This window comes from Falsihalocynthiibacter sp. BN13B15 (assembly GCF_041205415.1).
Classification (GTDB): Bacteria; Pseudomonadota; Alphaproteobacteria; order Rhodobacterales; family Rhodobacteraceae; genus Falsihalocynthiibacter; species Falsihalocynthiibacter arcticus.
Genome location: NZ_JBGFCE010000024.1, coordinates 1 through 20,012 on the forward strand (window position 1 = coordinate 1; position 20,012 = coordinate 20,012).

Consider the following 20,012-nt stretch of genomic DNA (forward strand, 5'->3'; position numbering starts at 1 on the left):
AAGTCGACGCCAATCATTGTAACTTCGTTCATGGATGTCTCCTCCGATTTGGTGCTTTCAATATCACCACTATGGCACACTTTGATGCCGGTTCCGGGGTGAGGCATCCACACCATCAGTGCCTAAATCGGATCCGTTTACCAATGATTTCAGGGCGGTTGGCGATGCTTAGGGCGGGGTGGGGCTCGGGTTTCTTAGGCAGCCGCCCGTTGCGGGGTCGCCGCTTGCGACGGTGTTCTGGTAGATACCACCAGAGATCATCCATCATGCCTTCGGCCGAGTAAACATAACGGTAGATCGTCTCTTGGCACACCCGAACCGAGGCATTTTCATAGATTAGACTGCCCGCGATTTGCTCCGGCGTCCAACCGTCTTTGATGCGCTCAAAGATCGACTCTCGAAGCTGTGGATGACGCATCAGTTTGCGGTCTTTTTGACGTCGGGACAGGGCCTTCATCGATGCACCAACACCAAAATATCCGACGACTTTTGGCATGTCTGCGTCTTTGAAATGGTTGAGGTGAAGTTTCGAAAAACGGTCGATCTGTTGCGTCCAAGACGTTCTGCTATCACATCCACGCTGATTTTGGCTGCGCGCCACATCTCGATCTTGTGTCTTTCTTCCAGGCCCAATTGTTTGTGCGATCGAATTATGAGTTTTCCTTTTGAGGGCCAACAGGCTGTTATCACTTAAACGTCGCTAGTCAGGGTAGCGTCCACCTCAGAATAGTGAAAGCTGAAGTCGCGCCTGATATTGTATTCGGCGCAGGCTTTTAACTGTTAGGAAGGTCGGCTTTTCGCGATTTTGCAGGGGTTAATATGTTTTGAGGCCTGCGTGTAACTCATCCTTAGAATGCGGTTAGAAAGCCCTCCACGCTTTGCAATCCAGTTTTGGACCCAGTCAGGATATTGTTTAGCTAGGTAGCGCGTTCCCCATTGATTGACATCACGTTTTGCTCCGTATGCTGCGTGAAACACAAAAGACGTGTTCTTCGTAATGCACATCTGTTTTGGATCAAGCGATAAATACAATGTGCAAGCTGAGGCGCATTGGCCATTGAAGACAAGCCAGTCTTTCTCTTGCCGTGCGCGCGAAACACGTTTGGCATAGTTAACCAGATCTCCACCATCATCCCTAGAAATCACAATAACTTTTCTCTGAGGTATGAATGACTTATTAGACAGAGCCGCTACTCTTGTCTGTTGGGTGGCTGTGCCGTGGGAGGCTGAGTTAGGTACAATGCTTGCTGAAAGTTCTGCTGGGGAATTGGTGCTGCGTGTTACGTCGTCAGATGTCGCGTAGGCAGCGTGCGCAAACCCGAGGCATACGGCCAAGAATGGTGTCAATTTTTTCATCTGTTACTCCAACTTGCGTATGCTCGCTCGCCGTTTTTGCGGGTACTATCTGAGCTTCTTCAATAGAGTTGGCAGGGGATTAAGGCGGAAATAAGAAAAATAAGGTGCAATAATAAGCCAATACCAATTTACCGATTAGACGCTGGATTTGCTCTTGAGGGATTGTCTTCTAATCACGTGGAAAGCTTGGACTCCGCATAGAATAGTTTTGAGAAACACGCGGCCCTCCCTGGTGCCGCTCTCATATTTGGGTGATGAAAGCGCAGAATTTCCTTCAAAAACCGTTGCTTCCAAGTGACTAGGAATTCCGGCACGACACCTATAAGGCTTGCCAGAGCAATAAAACTCCCCTTAGGGTGGCCGAATTGACGCAAATTAGGGCAGAATTTTAAATGGTCTCAGCGAGTAAGAAGAACCTCTATGATATAGTATTTTTGGCGGATTTCACTCGTGGTGGGGATGCAGGCTTGCGCGTCGCGCAAGAAATCAGGGCGTGCACCAGAATTGGCTGTCGGGTTGGACTTGTTCACCTGCAGGTCAATTCCAACAATTCTATCGTTTCACCTGATGTACAGGTCTGTGTTAAGGAGAACCTTGCAGAGGTAGTTTTGCCGGAAACGCCCGTTCACGCGAAGTTAGCGATTGTCCATTCTCCTTCAAGCGTCACACCTTCGGTTCAAAAAATCGACTATCTAAGTGCGGATAAGGTTGTGTTGGTTGTTGATCGCAAGCCGGATCCGGCTCAACTTGGTCAGTGGCTAAGTTTTCATTTCGGGCCTGTATCTTGGGCGCCAACAAATCGCTGGGTGCGCGCGGGTTTGGTTGCTCTCAATGCCGCAATCCCACTGGAAGAGGAAGACTGGCGCCCGACTGGAATGCCACTTAGCCCCGTCACCCGCGCCCTAAAATTTAGCCAGAAACCGGTTTTCGGGCGAGTCAGTGTTTCGGGGGCCGCACAGTGGCCCACAACAAAGAAAGAGTTAATTCAGACTTACCCAATAGGAAACGGAAACGACTTCCGGATAATGGGCCCGCCACTAGCCAAGTTGCTAAAAGAGCTAGGTTCGCCAGCGGGTCTCAAAGTCTATTCACAGCGGGACATAACGGTTGAACGCTTTCTTGAGATGCTTGATGTATTCATGTACTTTCCGAGCAAACCCACTCCCACACTTCCTGAGGCCGCCATTGCAACAGCTATGGCATCTGGAAAGCTTGTCATTTTGCCACCTCACCTCGAGGGTCATTTCGGTCAAGGGGCTATCTATTCAGAACATTCAATGGCAAAGGAAACCATTTTTAGTATACTGAACGACGACGATGCTGTTGATGTCGCAAAGAAAAATGCGAAGCATCATGCTAAGTTCCAGTTTACAGAGCAAAACTATTCCCAAAAAATTTCATCCCTTCTCGAAGACCACAAGCCGCGGACTAAGCGAAAACGCAAGGAAAGCACCAGCAAGAGAGTACTTTTTGTCCCTTCAAACGGAGTCGGGCTTGGCCATGTAACACGGCAACTTGCGATCGCACGACAATTGAAAAATTCTTTGGAACCAGTTTTCGCTACATTTGCACAGGCGGCACCGATTATTGAGGGGTTCGGCTATCCAACTGAATATATACCGTCCCAAAGCGACACTGGGACTGAACACGGCCAGTGGGACAGTTGGATGCGATATGAACTTGGGAGTGTGATCGATCGTTACGACCCAAACGTTGTCGTGTTCGACGGTAACAACCCAAGCTCAGGGCTGATAAATGCAGTGCTTTCTAGGCGGCGTCGGGGATTAGTTTGGGTGAGGAGAGGCATGATTGGGTCGACGCCATCTCGTTATCTTGGCAATTCCCGCTATATGGACCTAATCATCGAACCTGGGGAAATTGCGGGCGAGCTAGATGTGGGTTCAACCGTTGATCGCAAGCATGAAGCACTGCAAGTCGACCCAATAACACTTCTTGATCGAGATGAGATATTGCCACGCGAAGCTGCGCGAAAGGCGCTTGGTTTGTCGCCTGAAGGCAAAACCGTAATCATCCAGCTAGGCGGAAACGCCACTCGAGATGTGGTCTCGCTTACCGGTGAAATTATTGATCTGCTGAAAGGCTTCCCGACCCTACAAATAGTATTGGTCGAGTGGGAGAATAGTTCAGTGGAGTTTCCAAATTGGCCTTCCGTCAAAATATTACGCGGTTTCCCGATTAGCCGTTACTTCAACGCATTTGATTTCTCGATCTCTGCCGCTGGATATAATTCTTTCCATGAAGTGATGGCTTTTGGTTTGCCGAGCGTATTTATCGCAAATCGCCACCCTTCGATGGACAACCAAGCTGCGCGCGCAGAATTTGCGCAACAACATAGCGCGGGCTTCGATCTATCCCAAGAGGAGTTATTCCACTTGCCAACAATTTGCGAAATTTTGATGACAGATCAAGCCACAGCATTGTTCCGAGACGAAGCGAAAAAATTGTATTTGAGTAATGGTGCTAAAACTGCGGCAGCAGCAATAACAGAATTGGCGGAGCGGATATGAACAAACCCACGCAGAAACCGCTCGAGAATGCTGCGCCACGCGGCGGCCTCAACATCAACGTGGAAAGTCAGACTCGATCCGCAACAGCTGGAGCGGGGTATGCGGACCGCTCAGTATTAACCGTCGTCTGCGTCGCGCCGGGCCCCGTTTTCAATTGGCCTTCCGACGAAAGTGTAGGGTCCGCCGCACCGCAGAATGTATGGCCTTCTGAGACCCCTCCAGCGAAGAATCTACTCCCCATGCGGCATTCGCAGGAAGATGTTAAGAATAAGGGTGCGTCGCCGATAATTGGTTTTCTTTTATTTGGCCTGCGTGAAGATCAACTTTTAATTGCCCTCCAAAAAATTAGCCGCCTTCATTACACTTCTGGCAGTTTCATTCCGCTGATACTGACCGATTTTCAAGACCATTCAATCTTGCGCAAAGCTGGTGCAATAATTGAGTATTTCCCAACAGATGCTTACGCGAAGCCGGACCAGCGAGGGATTTTCAATAGTCGGTTTAGGGCATCTCGTAAAAAGTGGAAAGTCAGCCATTTCATAGATTTGGGTCAGCCCGGACTTTTACGTTTACGGTTGGATGATTACGATCAACTTTTTCAGACCACTTTGCGGACAACGCCACGATTTGATCATCGGAAGGACGGCGGAGCATCACTCGCGCCAGTCGTGCCAGATAATGCCGCTTTGAAGGCCGAATATTTGACGAAAGGGTTGGACCAAGTTGCGGACACTTTTGTGCTGTATCGAGTTTTGGGAAATGATCTCCCACCGCGGCACCAAGACGGGCAAACCCTTCGCAACGTCCGGTTTGTTCTAGAAAATGAACCAAAACTTGCGCGCTGTGAAAAGCGTTGGATCGTAAACCGAATAGTTGACCCCGAGCAAGAGCGGGCAACCATTGCCTTGCTAGAGGAGTTTGATCAATCCTATCTAAGAATACCGTTCGATTTTCAGGAGTACCAAGCTCTTGAATGGGACCTTGGGGGCTTTCCGCAGAAAGCGTTTTTCCTCAGCAAAGAGTATGACGGTATGTCCGAAGTAGCTCAGCAACGCGCGCAAGTTCATTCAAGACGTCACAAAAACAAATACTTGATGCACAATAACGGTGCTCGCAATGCGGCGCTCCGCGATGGTCGTGAGCGCGCCAAATGGGTGCTACCTTGGGATGGAAATTGTTTCTTAACAAAATCAGCGTGGTCTCAAATTACCAAGGAGGTAATGCGCGAACCCTATTTAAAATATTTTGTCGTCCCTATGGCTCGCATCGTAGATAATAACGATCTTCTGAACCCTCGATACAGTCCGGATGCTGTAGAAGAGCCACAAATGGTCTTTCGCAACGATGCTCCCGAAGAATTTAATGAGGAGTGCTCATACGGTCGTCGCCCTAAAGTGGAGTTGTTTTGGCGGCTTGGCATTAGGGGTATATGGGATAATTGGGGGGATGATCTCTGGGACTTGCCTCGGCCTGTCCGTGCCACTCAAGTGCGCGAATTTGGCAAAGCGGGTTGGGTAGCAAGGATGCAATCTGGGCGCAATGATCTTGAGGCAGACTTGCCGAGTTCAATAGTCGCACGAGGCCAAGCGAGAGTCGAAGCAATCAGTTTGATCATTGACCAAGTGGATCACGAAGTTCTTCGGCGGAATGTCGATCCGATGGCCTTAACTGCATATAATTGTGACCTTATTGAGTCGCTTGAAGTTGCTCCTGAGGATACTGAAAAAGGCCACCTCTATACGCGGCTATTGCAAGAGGCAGACCTCGCATTGCAACGCGGTCCATATTCAGTAACGCAAAAAACGACTTTGCCCCCAAGTGGCGACATGCATGACTATTATCATCCATCACCGTATTGGTGGGACGCGTCGGACTCGGATACCGGACTTGCAACGTATCGCGACGGCCTGCGCGCACCTGGGACGCGGCTTTATGAACCCGAAAGTGATCGCTATGACCGAACACGGCTTCAAAAGCTATTTGATGATACAACACTCTTGGCGCTCGCTGGAGCCGCGTGTAATCAGCCAGACTACAGCCGGCATGCTGCAAAGCTCGTTAGGCATTGGTTTATCAACACTGAAACACGGATGAATCCCAATCTAAATTTTGCGCAAGTTAAGCCAATAAAAGGCAAACGCGAGGGGGTTTCCTCTGGATTGATCGAAATGAAAGATTTGTATTTCTTTCTGGATGCTGTCCGATTGCTGCGGCGGTCAGGCGAGTTTACCGAAGAAGATCACCAACTGTTCTCAGCTTGGCTACGCGAATATATGACTTGGCTTCAAGAAAGTCTGCAGGGGATCGGCGAGGTCCGAACAAGAAACAACCATGGTACATATTTTGACCTCCAAATTGGTTCGATTGCGGCCTACCTTGGTGATGTAGAAGTCCTTTCGACAGTCTTTCGGAGAAGTCGTGAACGGATTTCCGGTCAGTTTGACATTCAAGGAGCGCAGGAGCACGAGCTTACCCGAACACAAACGCAGCATTACTGTGCATTCAACCTACAGGCTTGGGTCCACCTTGCCACTTTGGCCGATAGTTGTGGTGATAGATTGTGGGATTACGTTGATTCCGACGGGCGAGGGTTAGCTAATGCTTTTACTTGGATATTGTCCAAACAGTCCGAAGGAAAGTGGCCATATAAGCAGATAACTCCGTTTGATAGGGATCGTTTTTTACCGCTAATCTTTGCAGCACGTGCACAATATGTGCGAGATGGTGCGGTGGAAAGGGCTCTAGGCTATGTCCGTAAACCGATATTTTCGCCACATGACGGCATTATGCCGTTTTGGATGCTATCGCGAATGGTTGATGCATCTGGCGGGCAAGCCAATGATGAACTGTTAAAACGGATTTCACAGTCCGAAAATACTTTCCGAGGACTTAATTCCAAAAATATAGCGAATGTGGACGAGATCAAAGTGATTGAGGCTCGTCTTTGGGGAGGATATTCGAGCTACGTACAAGAGCCTCTTAAAAAAATATGCCAAACAGAAACAGTACCCAAAGGTAGGCGTGCAGACGCGGCTTGGGCTTTAGCTCGCTGGCAAAGTTTTTGCGGTGACAATGTCGACGCGTTGAAAAATGTGAAACTGGCTCAGGCTCTAACTCCCTCGCCCCGACGCCGCTATGTATTGGCGGAAGTCAACTTATTGACGAAGTTGAACCGATCAGAGGAGGGGCGGCAATTCGCGATTGATATGTTGCAACATTTTCCTGACGATCCAAATTTGTTCCTCCAGATAGCAAACACCTATGTTGCCGACCCAAACTCCGGCACCATGACAAACGAAAGGAATATTCTGTCTTGGTTCAATAGACTGTATCTCCTGAAAGGTTTGACCGGCATACAAAAGCGGACCCAAAATGCACCGCTGGACATGTTTAATATCATTGGTGAAAACGATCCAACATCCTTAAATGCCAACACTATCGATGAAAAAGTTTCCGTTATTTTGCCCGTACAAAATGGCGCGGAGACACTGGAGAACGCGCTCCGTAGTCTACAGGAGCAAACTTGGGCAAACCTTCAAATTATTGTCGTCGATAGCGCAAGCAATGATGAGACATGCAGCATTGTGAAGGAACTGGCGAAAACCGACCCGCGCATTGAGTTGCTGGAATTGTCAGACAACCTTGGAGAGTATGTTGCGCGGAATGCCGCTCTAGAAATCGCTGTTGGGGACTATGTGAGCGTGCATAATGCCAACGAGTGGGCGCATCCTCAAAAAATTGAGTACCAGCTTAATTATTTACGGAAATCCAAAGGGGCAATTGGTGTCATGTCTCGTTGGATTTGCCTTCGCGCCGATCTATTTGTTGTGGGAAATTGGCGTCTAGAAGAGAATTTTTTCAGCATGAATCAATCCTCCTTCCTAATTCCACGGTCTGTGTTTGCCGAAATTGGACCATGGGATAATGTGCGTGTGGGGGCCGAAAACGAGTTCATTTGGCGCTTCAGAATGCGTTATGGAAATGACGCCATCGCGAGAACCGATCAAGATTTACCAGTGTCCGTTGGACTCGCGGCACCAGATTCTCTGGACCGCGACAGTGTTACTCATGCTCGGACAGACTTTCACGGATTGCATAAAGATTACCGCCGAAGCTATAGGCGCTGGCAAAAAAGCATTCCGCCAGACGAGCTAGCCCTTCCAAAAACGGACGCTCCTTCTCGAGCTTTCGCTGCTCCGTCGCCTATTCTACCAATTATCAATAGTAACCGTCGATATTCGCGAGTTTTCATCGCCGATTTCTCGAAACGCGCTCACAAAATTGACATGGTTGCCGACGTCGTCGCAAAAGCTGCCTCTCAATCACGCAAGATTGGAATTTTTCATTGGCCAGACTTTGAGACAAAATCCGACAATAACTTTCACGATAGAATAGAAGAACTTCTCGGTTCTTTTGCTATTGAACAAGTGAGTGCACAGCAAAAAACAACGACCAACGGTCTTATACTTTGCGATCCACTGTTGGCATCTTATGTGATTGAGGGAATCCCAAAGTTTGGTGCAAAAAAACTAGAAGTTCTTTGCGAACATGCAGGGGCGGAGAATGTTGTATTTGATGGTCGACAGCGGCGTATGCCAACCAGTAAAGAGCTTTTCAAGATTTTTGGAATCGAATGCGAATGGGTGCACTTTGACGGCAATTAGATTTCCCAGCATGGAAATACGGCCTTTGGCAAGAGTTGTGGATCAATGAAAATCTCTCCAGAGGAGGCCAAAACTATTTTGTTGCGAGCCGGAGTAGATATTCGTTCAATCGAAGTTCCCGCTTCCGGAAGCACAAGATCAGTGTTTTCCTGCGACGTCGGCGGGCGGAATGTCTATGTCACGTTGTTGCGTCCACAAGACAGTGAGATCTTATATTTTCTCCACAGGAATATAGGACTACAATCCTTAGTTCCTCTGGCTGAAATTGTGACAGGCGGTCATGATGAGCAATCCAAATACTCATACTTGATTCAAAAATCTGTTGCTGGGCAAAACTTACAAGCTGCTGGGAATATGGAGATTTCCATGCTAGACGTGGGTAGGCAGTTAAGAAAAATTCATTCACTAGAGTTGCCTGGATTCGGAAAAATTAAACGCGATAAAACAGGCAAGTTTCGAGGAAGTGAAGACAGTTGGGCTGATTTCCTCCGGTGGGTGGCTTCGGCCGAAAAAATTGGCTATCTATTTGAGAACGGTGTTTTGAACGACGAGCAACGGCAACAAATAGTAAATACTGTCGATGAACTTTCTGATACCTCTCCCAAATGTGGGGTACTTTTACATCGAGATTATAATAGAGGTAATATTTGTTCCGTTCAGGGCAAAGTTACTGGGATTATAGATTGGGAAAAAGCGGCGGTTGGGGTTGCGGAATACGATCTTGCACTTTCAAAAATTTCTTTCCAGCCATACTTTCCAAAACTACTGACTGGCTATGGTTCGGACGTCAATCTTGGATGGGTTGACAAATATGGATTGATATTTGCGACGCATCTAGTGTTTGAGGCCCTGACAAAACGTCCTGAGAAACTACCGCGGGCAAAAAATGCTCTCGAAAAAGGCCTTATCCGTGTGCTGTAGAGCATAGCGAGTGGTGTCAGAGGAAATTGATTTGAGTGGTTCAGGGCAATGAATTGGCGTATGATTACGACAAAACGCTCTCCCTTCGGCTACTTCAAGACCAGAGATCATTCGCTTGGCAGTGATGTTATACGTCAGATTTCCGCTTTCACTTCGGAATGTCGAGGATCTACTCTATGAGCATGGCATCGATGTCAGCCCCGAAACGGTTCGTTTTTGGTGGAATAGATTTGGCGCAACGTTCGCGTCGGAAATTCGTCGAAAACGGGTTCAACAGCTGCGTTCTTATTTGAATTAGCAATGGCATCTGGACGAAGTATTCGTCAAAATTAATGGCGAGCGATACTATCCTATGGCGCGCTGTAGATCACGAAGGCGAGGTGCTGGAAAGCTTTGTAACGAAACGCCGTGATCGCGCTGCGGCCCTTAAATTTATGAAGAAAGCGATGAAACGGTATGGTCAGCCGGATGTCGTGGTCACCGATAAATTGCGTTCTTATGGCGCAGCGATGAAGGTGATTGGTAACGTGGCGAAACAGGAAACGGGTCGTTGGGAAAATAATAGCGCTGAAAATTCGCACTTGCCGTTTCGACGACGGGAGCGGGCAATGATCCGCTTCAGGCGCATGCGAACATTGCAGAAATTCGTTGCTGTCCACGCTTCCATTCACAGCCATTTCAATCTTGACCGAAGCCTCTCCCAACGCGATCACTTTAAGGCCACCAGCACCGCCGCTCTCGCCGAGTGGCGCGGCCTTTGTGCGGCATAAAAGGGCAGGGGGGCTGGCCTAGCTGAGACGAGTTCGAATTAGTCTGACACCACCGGTAGGAGGCTTGGTTTGGTTTGCCCTTCAATCGCAGACAACCAGTGCATGTCTATCTCGTTCAATATATCTGGATCGAATGAGGTGTAATGTTCCCAATACTGGCCATCCGCTACCAAGTAACCGGCCTTTTGTTCCAAACTCAGAGCCTCATTAGCCGATGCTGAGTCGTAGCTGGGTATAGGTATATCCGCAGCGAATGCGTTGTGGCTTACTCTCGGGAACAGCAGGCGGCTTTCCGGTTCCTCCGATAGATTGATGCATGCACATTGCTGTTTAGCCGCGATTGTCATGAGCCTTGCCGACTTGGCTTCCAGAGATGCCAGCGTAACGTCTTCGCGCAGGGGATCAGGAGTCCCTTGTCCATAGAAATGCGTGTTGCTTCCCTTATAGACCATGTCGCAGCCTAGATAGGCAAGGACCCGTGGTTTCAATGCACTCAGAGCCCAATAACCCGCCGTAAACGCCATGGTTGCTCCGGCATATACAACTCCACCAAACTGGTTATTAGCCGGAACATAGATCGACGAATTGATCAGCCTCTGCGTGCGGTTTATCCGGTCGGGTTTTTTTCCTTCGGGGAAATCGTCCGGATAGATACTGTAATCCCAATCATCACGCACTCTCCACGCATTGTTTAAGCTGACTACCTTGCAAGCCTCTTGCTTCGGCCAGGTAGCCGCCCGCATAGCATCCGGAGCGCTACCGAGAATAAGAACGATCAAATCAGAATTCATGATTATCAATAAGCTCGCTAAGAACTGCGGTCAACTTGTTAAGACATTGACAATGCCCCCTCTAACATCCTTGTGACCGAATACAATCTCATGGGTAATCTCCCCATTTTTAGTGGGTTTCAGTCGTAGAATTTACGCGGCCGTTTTCAGTTTCATAGCGGGGGTTTTGCTGCCGATGCCCATGTTGGGTCGCTCACTGTTGTAAGATGGGGTGGTTGCCGCGCTCCCCTGACGGCATCGCAATGTGCCAAGATGTGGTTTTGAAAGAGCCACGAAACGGAGAGGACGGCGAAATAAAAGACACAATGATTGGGGTGGATTTGGCAAAGACTGTGTTCCAATTTCACTGTGCGTCAATGACGGGCCACCTGAAACACAGCAAGAAACTTACGCGACCGCAGTTTCGAAAATTTATGGCAGACCAGTCGCCCTCGATGGTGGTGATGGAGGCTTGCGGCAGCGCTCATTACTGGGCGCGTGAAATGGTTAGGTTTGGCCACGGCGTGAAGCTGATCGCACCGCAATATGTGCGGCCTTTTGTGAAACGTCAGAAGAATGACACCGCCGACGCCAAAGCGATTGTGATTGCGGCACAGCGCCCCGAGATGCGTTTTGTCGCCCCGAAGTCGCAAGAGCAGTAGGGCAGAGCGGTGCTGTTCCGGGGGCGCGAACGCTTGGTTCATCAGCGCACGGAATTGGTAATTGCCTTGTGCGCAGTGCTTTATGAATTCGGCCACTCTTTCCCGAAGGGAATCGGCAATATCAAGCGGATCGACGCGATTCTGGAGGAACCGAACTGTGATCTACCATCGTTAGTCCGCGACGAATGCAAGGGTCTTGTTAAACAGATAGCAGAGCAAACGATCCGGAACGACGCCAAGACGAGGGCCGCGAAGGAAATGGCGGCGACGGCTGACACTGCCCCGTCGTTTTCTAATCATCGGGGCAATGTCACGATTGAACTGGATGGGGTGCAAGATGATCCCCGCGGGATCGGGGCTGGCACGAATGCTGGCAAGGAGGCCGCGTATGCTGGTGGCGATTGCGTTGGCCAACCAGATGGCGCGCGGGATCTGGGCCATGCTGACCAAGGGTGAAAATTTTAAGGATCCGACGCAGGCCGTGGCAGCACTATCTACATATGCCGCCGCGACTTGAGCCGGTGAAGGGGGTGTGAGAAGGCGACGACCCGAATGGGCGCAATGATCGAACAGATCTGGATTGGGAAAACCAGTTATGGACTTCCAGCCAACAAAGCTCGTTTGTAAGGTTTAGACTTAATCCGCAGATCACCATACCGGCCAGCGGCTCCTGAAAACGCCGCACAATTAGGGCCATGTCAGAAAACCGCACTCGATCACATGTTCAAAAAGGGAAAAACCTTTTGCATCACGGGCGGCAACCACAGAAGTCCCTCGCTATTCAGTTGCTTGATCCTGCGCCATCCTCGATGGCTTCGAAAATGTATTGGCTGAGCCATTCACCGCGAATGGTGCGGTTGTATCGGTCGATATAGGCGTTCTGCTGCGGCTTGCCTGGTTGGATGTATTCGAGCCTGACATCTTGTTTCTCAGCCCACGCCATCAACTTGCGCTTACATATTCTGGACCGTTGTCGACACGTATGGCTTGGGGTTTGCCGCGCCACTCAATGATCTGGTTCAGGCTCCGGACGACGCGTTCAGCGGGCAATGAAACGTCCACGTCAATGCACAGGCGTTCACGGTTGAAGTCGTCCAAGACGTTCAGAGTTCGGATCGACCTGCCGTCAGCCAACTGATCGGCCATGAAGTCCATGGACCACGTATCGTTTGGCACGTCAGGCACCGCCAACGGCTCAGGTTTGTCACGATTTAGGCGCTTTTTTGGCTTGATCCGCAGGTTCAGCTCCAGTTCACGGTAGATCCGGTAAACGCGTTTGTGCCTTCTCATGCATGTAAACATGCACGGCCACGTAATAGTATCAAGCCGTATCCCTGCACGTTGCGCAGATATAAAAAACACAAGCCAAAGCTCCACGTGTGCTTGTTCCCGGTCAACCGTTCCCGCCAATCTCTTCGTTCTCATCGCTCAAAACGGGGTTGTAGCGGTAGCACGTCTCACTGATTTGAAATGCACGCTACTTGTAGAAGCTCGCGCTGTTCATTCCATGCTAGCGGCACAGTTCAGAGACCGGCACACCACTCTCCGCCTGATTCAAAATGTTCATGATCTTTGCGTCGCTGTATCGTGTTGTCTTCATCAGAAATCTCCTCAGATATCTTGCCGAGAAAATTCGACTTTTGAACACCTCTAATTATTGGGAGGATTACCTGATTACGTTGGTCAGGTCAGGCCTGAGAAAGCAACTATGGTTGATCCGTGGAAAAGCAAGCTAACACGGATCGATCGCATTCCGTTTTTACGTCTCTCGCTCCAGGCCGCTATCAGGTTCTGCAGCCTGAACCTCCGGTTGTGACCCGAAGCCCAAAAGCTGTGCTGTAATTCCCCGCATAATCAGCATCAATAAGTGATCTGACACAAAACTTGGCTCGTATACCTTCTGTTACTTAGGGAGTTACAGGCCATGAACTATATCGTGCTATCCAATCAGCTGCCCGAAGCGGATGATTTACCCGCGCCCACTTATGATGAGGTGAAAAGCGCACTTGAAATTATCAAGCGCAGCAGTGTGTTGAGATTGGATGACGATCTCAGCGGGTCGATACGCAGCTACAGAGCCGATCTAAACAGAAGCTACCCAGAACAATTTGTTCCCGATGCAGCTTACAAGGCAAGTATGCCCGATCTGCAGAACGGGCCATCGAGCCTGATAAAGGGTGCCAAAACTGAAATCCAGCATGTCGGCATTTCAAACTTTCGCCTTCCGCTGAAGTGGCAGACCCGCGCTGGCGGACAGTTGGTGCTGGAGACGTCGGTAACCGGTTCGGTCTCCCTTGAAGCCTCGAAGAAGGGCATCAATATGAGCCGGATTATGCGCTCATTCTACAGTCATTCTGATGAGCCCTTCGACCTTGCACGGATAGACCGGGTTCTGAAAGGTTATCTGGATGATCTCGAGAGTCTCGATGCGCGGCTACAATTGAGCTTCCGTTACCCGTTGCTGAAGCGCTCACTGCGCAGCAATCTTGATGGTTTCCAGTATTATGATGTCGCGGTTGAGGTGATCCGGCATGGGCCGGAAACCACGGGTATCATTCACTTTGATTATGTCTACTCGTCAACATGTCCGTGTTCCTTGGAACTGTCCGAGCATGCGCGCAAAAGTCGTGGCCAGATTGCAACCCCGCACTCGCAGCGTTCGGTTGCACGTATTTCTGCAGTGATTAAGAACGGTCAATCCCTTTGGACTGAAGACCTTGTGGAGCTGTGCGTTGCTGCTATCCCAACAGAGACACAAGTGATGGTAAAGCGCGAAGACGAGCAAGCCTTTGCAGAGCTCAATGCCTCCAATCCAATCTTTGTTGAAGACGCCGTTCGGCTGATTTGCGAGGGTCTGGAGCGAGAGGATCGCGTCGGTGACTTTCGCGTGGTTGCCAGCCATCAGGAGTCGCTGCACAGCCATGATGCCGTGTCAATTCTCACCAGCGGCCCCACATTTCAGCAAGTCAGCTACGATCACCGGATGTTCGCGTCTCTTTATCATATTGGCTAACGTTTCGCGCCTTACAACGCAGATTTGTAATGGCCAGTGAGATGGCCTCCGCCGTCAAGAGCGATCATCTGCCCCGTTATCCCTCTTTGGGCAATCAGGAAGCGAACGGAGGCACACACTTCGGACAACGTAGCTGGCCGTTGCAATGGAAGGCAGGCACAACGGGCGCGGAACTCTTCTTCTGTCTGCCCCACCTGAGGCAGGATGGGACCTGGTCCGATTGCATTGACCCTAATCCGAGGCGCAAACTCTTGGGCTAAGGCCTGGGTCAGGGCCCACAAACCTGTTTTCGAAAGGGTATAGGTCAAATGACGCGGCGTTGGATTTAGAACGCGGGAGTCGATCACATTAACGATGATCCCACCGGCGCTTTCTGATAGCCGCTTGGCGAAATGCTGGCACAGGATCAATGGTGTTTTGACATGGATATCCATGTGGCGCGTAAAGGATTCTGCGGTTGCCGATGACAGATCGTCCCATTCGAATACGGAGGCATTGTTGATCAATACACCGATCGGTCCGAGCAGATTTTCTGCACGTTCAATGAGGCTATTCACATCTTCTTCAAGCGACAGATCGGCTTGCACGATCTCGGCGCGCCCACCGTCCTCTTCTATGGCATTCTTGACCTGAATGGCAGCGTCCTTCGAACCATTGTAGTGGATGACAACCGGCCAACCTGCGGCCGCTAGGTCCACGGCAATTGACCGCCCCAACCGCTTGGCTGCGCCCGTGACCAAGACAGCGCAAGATTGCTGTGTCGGTTGGCCTAACGCGTCGGGGAAATGAATTTCATCTACTTTGGTGGATTGTGATGTCATCGATTCACTATGTTTCATTGTGTTAATCATTCGATTTTGGGCCGTTCGAGATATAGAAGCTTTATGGTATTACGTGGTGGTGTCCCGAACGGATCACATTTACGAAATGCCTTGCAAGAACAAAGTGGAGACCTGGGTCGGCACGGGAGTTTTGGTCCGCTTCGGGCTGTGGTTTCAAAGGGTCGCCGCAACACATGCTTCAAATTTCTCTTCTGGGGTTTGGTATTGCAAGGGCTTTCTTGGCCGCTCGTTAAGCTGACGTGCGACGGCGCTGAGTTTAGCTTGCCTAAAACCCGATATATCAGTGCCTTTGGGGAAGTACTGTCTGAGAAGGCGGTTGGTGTTTTCCTTGCTGCCCCTTTGCTACGGCGATTGAGGGTCGCAGAAGTAGACGTCGATTTGTGTCGCTACTGTAAAGTTTCGATGCCCAGCCATCTCAGATCCGCGATCCTATGTCAGCGATATGTAAAGCTCTTTAGGCAGCTTTCGCGCCTGTTTAATAAGGGTAGTTATGACGCTTTGGGTGTCCTTGTTCTCTACTTTTGCCAGCATCACAAAATTCGAATGCCGCTTAACCAACGTGGCGATATAGCTGTTGTTGGATCCCACAATCAGATCGCCCTCAATTAGCTTGCATCACCGAGAGGCCCAATGGCCTGGGACAGCGCGATTTTCACCCTCAGCTGGGCGTTCACTTGTCGGAATTGCATTCTTGATTCTGAGCCACCCTGCGATTTTCTGCGGTGACCATTTCCGACGCAGCTTGCGCGCTATTAACAAGCACAAAGGTCGTTGAATGAGAGCTTACACAACTTGGGCCGAGTTGCGCAGTCCCAAGCGCGCAGGTCTGAGGGGGCGGCACGATAAGCGTGTCGTCCGCCATTCCTGCGAACCTCGCGGCTGATTGTTGAAGGCAACCGGTTCAGGATTTGCGCGATTGAACGAAATGACCGTTTTGTGACAAGCCCACGGGAAATCTCTTCCCGTTCCATGAGGCTCAAAGCACATCGTTACCGCGTGCGATCAGCGGGTCTGATCCCACCAAATCGCGCCAAATGAGGGAAGATCGAAGACGACACACGATTGAAGTGACGCCCAATCGAACTCATAGACTCTCCGCGCTGCCAGCGATCCCACATCTCGGACTTCTGCTTGTCCGCATAAAACGTTCGCGGGCGATACTTCGTGATAAACACTCCATCTTTCTCAAAGATTAAAGTGTTACGTCGACCGGTTGAAACCACGCTGCAAAATCGCCGTTCGTGGTGGGGCGGCCCAAGGCCCGACAATTTGAAGGATCTACGATTGCTGTTCGATGTCTCTTTAAGGAGTGTCTGAGGGAACTGAATTACACCGCTACTCTCACTGTGTGGCACGGTCTTTGAGCTACATAAATAGCAGCCTCACTGGCTTAGTACAGCCGAGCTCGAATTAACCCGATAGCACCATTTTCGGCAATTGGAGCGACGGATTGACGCAATAGAGATCCATGGGAGGCTTGCTTCCGTATTACTTTAAAAGGAGTACGTTCTAATGGGTATCCCAAAGATTAAGACACTTCTAATCGTTGAAGATGACGATGCGCTTCGTGATCGCCTAGCCAAAGCGATGGATCGACGCGGGTTTGTGACGAAAACATGTTCCAGCGTTGCTGAGGGATTGCTCGCTATTTGCCAAGGGATGCCTGATTACTTGATTGCCGACTTAAAACTATTGGACGGTAGCGGTCTTGATGTCGTGGAGTTTTTGAAAGAGCGCAATCCAAAATCAAGCGCCGTCATTCTGACCGGTTTTGGCAACATTCCTACGGCTGTTGCTGCAGCACGCATGGGAGCCGTGGACTACATAACCAAGCCCGCGACTACCTCCGAGATCGTCGATGCACTGATGACGCCTTCGGATCAAAGGCCACCCGCGCCCGTAAACACTCTTTCACCAAATGAGGCTCGCCTTGAGCATATCGAGTGCGTCTTCCATGAGGCGGGCGATAACGTTTCGCAGGCGGCACGTCTTTTGAGCATGCACAGGCGCACTCTGCAACGAATTCTCAAAAGTAACGGAGTATTAAAAAATGCGGCGCAGTGAGACAGACCTGATCGTCTTGAAAGCGGTCCATCATGAGCCAGCTTTGGAATGCCAGACGCAAGGGCCAACAATCTACTTTGATGGGTCTTGTCCGCTCTGCTCGGCCGAGATCGATCACTACGCATCACGTCTTGGTGGTGACCAACTACAATTTGTAGATGTGTCTGAAGAAAATGCGGTCCTGGGGACCGGCCTTGTTTCAAGCGATGCAATGAAACGCTTTCATGTGCGGCTTGTGGACGGCACACTCGTGTCTGGCGCAAGTGCCTTCATAGCTGTTTGGGAAACGCTGCATGGGTGGCGGTGGGCTGCACGTCTGTCCAAAATCCCAGGTGCAACGCGTGCTTTAGAAGCAATTTATAAACTCTTTCTTCCAGTTCGTCCGGCCTTTTCAAAACTGGCGCAAAGCTTTGGAGCGCGTGCTGCAAACCCCAGGGCGAGCCGTAAATGAGCAAGTCTAGGAATATTCGTTAAAGCGATTGACTGGACTGGTTCCACGATATGGCTGCCCAAAAAGATTGCGCCATACCCTTTCGATCTCTTTGAATTGTCATAGCAATACCGCGCCAAGTTCGCGCCACTCTGTGAAATCACTGGTGCGGTTGAATTTGAGATTGCTGCGTAAGTTAAAGTAACGCTCTTGATCGAAGTAATTGTGAACTGAAAAGTGGACGGTGTCGAACTTTGACAGACGCCGCATCTCTCAAAAGCGGCGCGTCACACGTTCGCAACCGAGTCTCATCTGATAGTGTCGCCGCAAAGACGTTCAGCTTTGATCTTTGACAAGGCTCTTTTGTCCAACGGTTAGGAGGTCACTTTGGTGAGGCGGATGGCAAATGTTTTTTTAAAAGTGATCTGATTGAAGCGAGGAGACGTAATATCTATATCCAGCATCAAGCTGGCGACCTTTTTTCTGGAGACTAAAATGTTCCGTCGTACTTTTTTCGCAATCACTTCCGCTGCAGCTCTCACATCAGCAACTTTTGCCTATGCTGGCGGTCATTCGAAAGATATCGTTGACACCGCTGTTGCTGCCGGGTCATTTAATACACTGGTCGCAGCAGTACAGGCCGCAGGACTCGTTGATACATTGAAAGGCGAAGGGCCATTTACTGTATTTGCGCCAACAGACGAAGCCTTCGCTGCATTGCCGGAGGGAACTGTAGAATCTCTATTGTTGCCAGAGAACAAAGACCAACTCGTTGCGATCCTTACATATCACGTTGTGGCAGGTAAGGTAATGAGCGGCGATCTAAGCAACAACATGATGGCGACCACAGTTCAGGGTGGTGAAATAACTATCATGACTGAGGGTGGCGTTAAAGTGAACGGAGCCAATGTAGTTTCAGCAGACATTGAAGCTTCAAATGGAGTGATCCACGTAATTGACGCAGTTATTATCCCCAAATAACGCGCGATTAGCGGCGGCTCTCTCATGCCCGAGGAGAGCCGCCCATTTTAATTCTATAAGTCGCTCTGGGAATCCAATAGTTCACTCGTTTGTGAAGCGCAAACTAAGTTGGTACACCAAGATAGCAGGCAAAAAACGCGTCATAGTGTCGATATGATCGAACGAGCCCGCCTCGTAGTTATGTACAAGCGGGAGAACAATGCGGCCTCACAACGTTTAGATTTTGTGATTGGCGGGCATCAGAGGGTGGTGTCAGAGGAAATCCGGTTTTTAAAAGTAGGATCGTTTCGTAGCGTTTGCGGATGACAAAACCTTCGCCATTTCGCTACTTCAAAACGAGTCCTGAAATCATCCGTCTAGCAGTAATGCTTTACGTGCGGTTCCCACTATCCTTACGGAATGTTGAGGATTTACTCCACGAACGAGGGATCGACGTCAGCCATGAGACGGTCCGATTTTGGTGGAACCGGTTTGGCCCATTGTTTGCTTCAGAAATTCGTCGGAAACGGGTTCAGCAACTGCGGATGTATTCGAATTGGCAGTGGCACCTAGATGAGGTTTTTGTGAAGATAAACGGCGAACTGCACTATCTATGGCGCGCCGTGGATCACGAGGGCGAAGTGTTGGAAACCTACGTTACGAAACGTCGGGATCGCAAGACCGCATTGAAATTCCTCAGGAAAACCATGAACCGTCATGGCAAGGCCGAGGTGCTAGTTGCCGATAAACTGCGTTCCTACGGCGCGGCGATGAAGATCATTGGCAATGCGGGCAAACAGGAAACGGGTCGCTGGAAAAACAATCGCGCTGAGAATTCACACTTGCCGTTCCGACGACGAGAACGTGCCATGCAGCGCTTCCGCCGAATGCGAAGTTTGCAGAAATTTGTTTCCGTTCATGCATCCGTTTTCAACCACTTCAATCAGGAGCGCAGCCTTTCCCAAAGAGATCATTTCAAAGCCAATCGCACTGCCGCGCTCACAGAGTGGCGCGGTCTTTGTGCGGCATAAA

The 20,012-nt window shown here is 50.0% G+C and carries 15 protein-coding genes and 3 pseudogenes; 11 read left to right on the forward strand and 7 right to left on the reverse strand.

The annotated features are described in order from the left end of the window. Window positions 1–115: 115 nt before the first annotated feature. The 3 genes from AB9F26_RS21070 to AB9F26_RS21080 form a co-directional block, all read right to left on the reverse strand. Window positions 116–496, reverse strand: a complete 381-nt coding sequence (locus AB9F26_RS21070; RefSeq protein WP_369769017.1) for a transposase — start codon at window positions 494–496, stop codon at window positions 116–118. Continuing rightward, a complete protein-coding gene (locus tag AB9F26_RS21075; RefSeq protein WP_369758144.1) occupies window positions 454–690 on the reverse strand; it encodes a helix-turn-helix domain-containing protein in 237 nt (78 codons plus the stop codon). The genes AB9F26_RS21070 and AB9F26_RS21075 overlap by 43 nt, the downstream gene beginning before the upstream one ends. A 90-nt stretch (window positions 691–780) precedes the next feature. Continuing rightward, the gene (locus AB9F26_RS21080) at window positions 781–1,356 is read right to left on the reverse strand and encodes a hypothetical protein (protein ID WP_369758143.1); all 576 of its coding nucleotides are present in this window, start codon (window positions 1,354–1,356) and stop codon (window positions 781–783) included. 710 nt (window positions 1,357–2,066) lie between these two features. On the opposite strand from AB9F26_RS21080, the gene AB9F26_RS21085 reads away from it, so the two are divergent. From AB9F26_RS21085 to AB9F26_RS21100, 4 genes and pseudogenes are all read left to right on the forward strand, one after another. Continuing rightward, on the forward strand, window positions 2,067–3,884 hold the full coding sequence (locus tag AB9F26_RS21085) for a glycosyltransferase (protein ID WP_369769018.1): 1,818 nt from the start codon (window positions 2,067–2,069) through the stop codon (window positions 3,882–3,884). A 1,658-nt stretch (window positions 3,885–5,542) separates the two neighbouring features. Continuing rightward, window positions 5,543–8,548 carry an alginate lyase family protein gene (locus AB9F26_RS21090; protein WP_369769019.1) on the forward strand — a complete coding sequence of 1,002 codons (3,006 nt, stop codon included), beginning with the start codon at window positions 5,543–5,545 and terminating at the stop codon, window positions 8,546–8,548. Window positions 8,549–8,593: 45 nt separating this feature from the next. Next, window positions 8,594–9,469, forward strand: coding sequence for an aminoglycoside phosphotransferase family protein (locus AB9F26_RS21095; RefSeq protein WP_369755877.1), 876 nt, complete (start codon window positions 8,594–8,596; stop codon window positions 9,467–9,469). A gap of 124 nt (window positions 9,470–9,593) precedes the next feature. Next, a pseudogene (locus tag AB9F26_RS21100) lies at window positions 9,594–10,239 on the forward strand (IS6 family transposase). A 38-nt stretch (window positions 10,240–10,277) separates the two neighbouring features. Here the strand turns inward: AB9F26_RS21100 and AB9F26_RS21105 are convergent. Continuing rightward, on the reverse strand, window positions 10,278–11,018 hold the full coding sequence (locus AB9F26_RS21105) for a hypothetical protein (protein ID WP_369769020.1): 741 nt from the start codon (window positions 11,016–11,018) through the stop codon (window positions 10,278–10,280). Between the two features lie 227 nt (window positions 11,019–11,245). Between AB9F26_RS21105 and AB9F26_RS21110 the strand changes: the two genes are divergently transcribed. Together AB9F26_RS21110 and AB9F26_RS21115 are read left to right on the forward strand one after the other, a co-directional pair. Beyond that, window positions 11,246–11,671: a hypothetical protein gene (locus tag AB9F26_RS21110; RefSeq protein ID WP_369769025.1), complete on the forward strand. Its 426-nt coding sequence runs from the start codon at window positions 11,246–11,248 to the stop codon at window positions 11,669–11,671. A 9-nt stretch (window positions 11,672–11,680) separates the two neighbouring features. Further along, window positions 11,681–12,127 carry a hypothetical protein gene (locus AB9F26_RS21115; protein ID WP_369769021.1) on the forward strand — a complete coding sequence of 149 codons (447 nt, stop codon included), beginning with the start codon at window positions 11,681–11,683 and terminating at the stop codon, window positions 12,125–12,127. 346 nt (window positions 12,128–12,473) lie between these two features. Here the strand turns inward: AB9F26_RS21115 and AB9F26_RS21120 are convergent. Beyond that, window positions 12,474–13,271 (reverse strand): annotated as a pseudogene (locus AB9F26_RS21120) (DDE-type integrase/transposase/recombinase); the annotation flags it as partial. Between the two features lie 324 nt (window positions 13,272–13,595). Here AB9F26_RS21120 and folE2 point away from each other — a divergent pair. Further along, the gene (gene folE2 / locus AB9F26_RS21125) at window positions 13,596–14,684 is read left to right on the forward strand and encodes a GTP cyclohydrolase FolE2 (protein ID WP_369758140.1); all 1,089 of its coding nucleotides are present in this window, start codon (window positions 13,596–13,598) and stop codon (window positions 14,682–14,684) included. Between the two features lie 11 nt (window positions 14,685–14,695). Here the strand turns inward: folE2 and AB9F26_RS21130 are convergent, their stop codons facing one another. Together AB9F26_RS21130 and AB9F26_RS21135 are read right to left on the reverse strand one after the other, a co-directional pair. After that, window positions 14,696–15,523, reverse strand: a complete 828-nt coding sequence (locus tag AB9F26_RS21130) for an SDR family oxidoreductase (protein ID WP_369769022.1) — start codon at window positions 15,521–15,523, stop codon at window positions 14,696–14,698. Window positions 15,524–15,679: 156 nt separating this feature from the next. Next, window positions 15,680–16,644, reverse strand: a pseudogene (locus AB9F26_RS21135) (IS30 family transposase). A gap of 394 nt (window positions 16,645–17,038) precedes the next feature. Here AB9F26_RS21135 and AB9F26_RS21140 point away from each other — a divergent pair. The 4 genes from AB9F26_RS21140 to AB9F26_RS21155 all read left to right on the forward strand — a co-directional run bounded on the left by AB9F26_RS21140 (window position 17,039) and on the right by AB9F26_RS21155 (window position 20,011). Continuing rightward, window positions 17,039–17,590, forward strand: coding sequence for a response regulator transcription factor (locus AB9F26_RS21140; protein ID WP_369757138.1), 552 nt, complete (start codon window positions 17,039–17,041; stop codon window positions 17,588–17,590). Next, window positions 17,577–18,041 carry a thiol-disulfide oxidoreductase DCC family protein gene (locus AB9F26_RS21145; RefSeq protein WP_369769023.1) on the forward strand — a complete coding sequence of 155 codons (465 nt, stop codon included), beginning with the start codon at window positions 17,577–17,579 and terminating at the stop codon, window positions 18,039–18,041. The genes AB9F26_RS21140 and AB9F26_RS21145 overlap by 14 nt, the downstream gene beginning before the upstream one ends. 474 nt (window positions 18,042–18,515) lie before the next feature. Next, a complete protein-coding gene (locus AB9F26_RS21150; RefSeq protein WP_369757162.1) occupies window positions 18,516–19,001 on the forward strand; it encodes a fasciclin domain-containing protein in 486 nt (161 codons plus the stop codon). Between the two features lie 302 nt (window positions 19,002–19,303). Then, entirely contained in the window at window positions 19,304–20,011 is a 708-nt protein-coding gene (locus AB9F26_RS21155; RefSeq protein WP_369769024.1) for an IS6 family transposase, read from the forward strand. Window position 20,012 lies beyond the last annotated feature (1 nt).